The sequence below is a fragment of the Aquaspirillum serpens DSM 68 genome (genome assembly GCF_000420525.1).
Taxonomy (GTDB): Bacteria; Pseudomonadota; Gammaproteobacteria; order Burkholderiales; family Aquaspirillaceae; genus Aquaspirillum; species Aquaspirillum serpens.
In genome coordinates this window covers 1-3,121 of record NZ_ATVC01000101.1, presented here as the reverse complement: position 1 = coordinate 3,121, position 3,121 = coordinate 1, and the positions used below count along the sequence as shown (strand labels likewise).

General features: G+C 48.4%; 5 protein-coding genes. 3 read left to right on the top strand and 2 right to left on the bottom strand.

Features of this window, described 5'->3' with window-relative positions; all coding sequences use genetic code 11:
* Positions 1–187: hypothetical protein (locus G465_RS16120; protein WP_211213789.1), on the top strand; the 187-nt coding region annotated here is incomplete at its 5' end.
* Positions 188–283: 96 nt separating this feature from the next.
* Here G465_RS16120 and argS read toward each other — a convergent pair.
* Positions 284–1,999, bottom strand: a complete 1,716-nt coding sequence (argS, locus tag G465_RS0112610; protein WP_027405456.1) for an arginine--tRNA ligase — start codon at positions 1,997–1,999, stop codon at positions 284–286.
* A 296-nt stretch (positions 2,000–2,295) separates the two neighbouring features.
* Here argS and G465_RS16595 point away from each other — a divergent pair, with 296 nt between their 5' ends.
* The gene (locus G465_RS16595; protein WP_444541702.1) at positions 2,296–2,640 is read left to right on the top strand and encodes a redoxin domain-containing protein; all 345 of its coding nucleotides are present in this window, start codon (positions 2,296–2,298) and stop codon (positions 2,638–2,640) included.
* A complete protein-coding gene (locus G465_RS16590) occupies positions 2,627–2,863 on the top strand; it encodes a hypothetical protein (protein ID WP_444541701.1) in 237 nt (78 codons plus the stop codon). The genes G465_RS16595 and G465_RS16590 overlap by 14 nt, the downstream gene beginning before the upstream one ends.
* Before the next feature lie 53 nt (positions 2,864–2,916).
* Here G465_RS16590 and G465_RS16115 read toward each other — a convergent pair.
* A partial coding sequence (locus G465_RS16115; protein ID WP_040399816.1) for a hypothetical protein occupies positions 2,917–3,121 on the bottom strand: 205 nt, incomplete at its 5' end.

The window sequence follows — 3,121 nt, the reverse complement described above, 5'->3', positions numbered from 1 at the left end:
CGGGTCGAGCAATGGCAGCATGGTTGGGGCAGAGACGAAAAGTAATACGGATGATTATAGTAGGGTGGATAAACGTAGTGCATCCACCCAAAACACACATGAAGCAGGCAAATTAAAAATGGTGGGCACAAAACCCGTGCCCACGCTACTGGCGGATGCGCTGCGCTTATCCGCCCTACAGCACTGACCTCCCCCTGAAATCAGGGGGAGGCTGGGCGGGGATCTTTATTTACATGGAATTTCATTGTTCAGGGCGCATGACGCACCCCGAGGCGGGATGAGATTACATTGATTCGAGGGTATCAATCCCCAACAACCCCAACCCTGTTTTCAAGGTATCTGCTGTTAAGCGTGCCAATTTCAGGCGGCTTTGCCGTAGTTGACCTTCGCTTTTCAATACCGGGCAGGCTTCATAGAAACGAGAGAACAGCGTTGCCAACTGATACAGATATTGACACAAGAAATGTGGCGTACCATCGCGAGCAATATCTTTTAACACATCGGCAAACTGTAATAATTGCACAGCCAATTGATGTTCGGCAGGCTCTTGCAACACCAGTTCACAAGCCGTATCAAAATCATCTGCTTTACGGAATAAAGACGCGACACGAGCATAGGCATATTGCAAATAAGGTGCGGTATTGCCTTCAAACGACAACATGGTGTTCCAATTGAACACATAATCGCTGTTGCGGTGTTTTGACAAATCGGCATATTTCACCGCACCAATCCCCACCACCTGAGCAATGCGGCGGCGTTGTGCTTCATCTAATTCTGGATTCTTACTGCTGACCAGTTCAAACGCACGTTGTTCTGCTTCATTGAGTAGATCAATCAGTTTGACTGTGCCGCCGGTACGGGTTTTGAACGGGCGATTGTCTTCGCCCATCATGGTGCCAAACCCAATATGTTCTAACACCATATTGGCGCTATAACCTGCTTTTTGGGCAATGGTAAAAATCTGTTGGAAATGTAAGCTCTGCCGTGCATCCACCACATATAACACGCGGTCGAGATTTAACACGGTATGGCGGTAGCGGACAGCGGCTAAGTCGGTGGTGGCATACAGATAGCCCCCATCTTTTTTCTGGATAATGACCGCTTGTGGTTCACCTTCTGGGTTTTTAAACTCCTCCAAAAAGACCACCTGTGCGCCATCGCTTTCCACCAACAAGTTTTTTGCACGTAAATCATCAATAATGTGCGGCAAATCATCGTTATAGGCTGACTCACCTCGCACTGCAGCGCGATCTAAACTGACTCCTAGGCGGTCGTAAACGGCTTGACAATGGGACAACGAAATCTCAACAAATTGCTGCCATAAAGCTAACACGGCGGCATCGCCTGATTGCAGCTTCACCACATATTCACGTGCCAGTTCGGCAAATTGCTCATCTTCATCAAACCGAATTTTGGCTTGGCGATAGAAAGTCTCTAAATCATCTAACGCTAAATCACTGCTGGCGCTTTGTTGTTCTAATAAGTACGCTGTCAACATCCCGAATTGGGTGCCCCAATCGCCGACGTGGTTGGCACGAATGACATCATGGCCTAAAAATGCCAATACTCGCGCTAACGCGTCACCAATGATGGACGAACGCAGATGGCCGACGTGCATTTCTTTTGCCAAATTGGGGGAGGAATATTCCACCATCACTTTTTGCGGCGCGGCCACCGGCGCTACTGCCAATCGTGAGTCTTGTGCTGCTTGTTGAAGTTGTTGGGCTAAGAAAGCGTTATCGAGGGTAATGTTGATAAAACCTGGGCCGGCGATATCAATTTTGCTGGCAATTCCCGCTAAATCGAGTGTATCAACGACTTGTTGTGCGAGGGCACGAGGGGCCATTTTTAGCTGTTTAGCGGCGGCCATCACCCCATTGGCTTGGTAATCGCCAAATTCAGGACGTGAAGCCGGTTGGATCAGCGCCTGTGCTTGGCTGGCTCCAGCGGCAGTAAGGGCGGCACAAACGCGTTGGTCGAGAAGTTGCAACAATGTCATGATAGATAAGTCCAGAAAAATCAAAGCACCGCCCATAGCGGTGCCGACCTGAAAAAAGATTGGGCGAATTGTACCGTTTTTGTAAACACAATTCTCGTTTCTGTGTGCTCTTGGATTCTTGCTAGATGCACCGATAATCTGTGGCACAGCACAAGTGACGTGGTGCTGACGATGGGTTTAGATAGCTAATAGCAATGGTTGTTATACAAACAATCAATTGGAGCTATCAAAATAATCTGGTTAAGATGCATCCCATCAACAAGTTGTTCTGTCAAACCCCAACAGGAGAAACCCGAATGTCCTTGATCAACACTGAAGTGAAACCGTTTAAAGCCACTGCTTTCCACAATGGCAAATTCGTTGATGTGACCGAAGCCGATCTGAAGGGCAAGTGGTCCGTGCTGATTTTCATGCCAGCTGCTTTTACCTTTAACTGCCCAACCGAAATCGAAGACGCAGCGAACAACTACGCTGAGTTCCAAAAAGCCGGCGCTGAAGTGTATATCGTGACCACCGATACCCATTTCTCGCACAAAGTGTGGCACGAAACTTCGCCAGCCGTGGGCAAAGCACAGTTCCCACTGATCGGTGATCCAACACATCAACTGACCAATGCTTTTGGCGTGCATGCATATCCCTGAAGAAGGTTTGGCTCTGCGCGGTACCTTCATCATCAACCCAGAAGGCGTGATCAAGACATTGGAAGTGCACGACAACGCTATCGCTCGTGACGTGAGCGAAACCCTGCGTAAGCTGAAAGCGGCACAATATGTCGCAAACAACCCAGGTCAAGTGTGCCCAGCAAAATGGAAAGAAGGCGAAAAAACCTTAGCTCCATCGCTGGACTTGGTAGGTAAGATCTAATCGCCAGTCGGTTTATGGCTTAGTAACAACGCGGGTGGCAACACCCGCTGTTGTTAAGTAAAAAACTTCATGCTATTTGCCACATAAACCAGCATTTTTATCAAAAAAGAATGCTTATTTATGTGTAATCCTTGGCGTAACTCGGAGCGGTGATTTCGCTGCCGCCGCCATCCCCCGACCCTTAGGAGACAACGATGCTCGATAGCAACATTCAAACCCAACTCAAAGCCTACCTTGAACGCTTGGTCAACCCTATTG

Coding starts and splice junctions, on each gene's coding strand:
- argS (WP_027405456.1), bottom strand. CDS start 1,999: ATGACATTGTTGCAACTTCTCGACCAACGCGTTTGTGCCGCCCTTACT.
- G465_RS16595 (WP_444541702.1), top strand. CDS start 2,296: ATGTCCTTGATCAACACTGAAGTGAAACCGTTTAAAGCCACTGCTTTC.
- G465_RS16590 (WP_444541701.1), top strand. CDS start 2,627: ATGCATATCCCTGAAGAAGGTTTGGCTCTGCGCGGTACCTTCATCATC.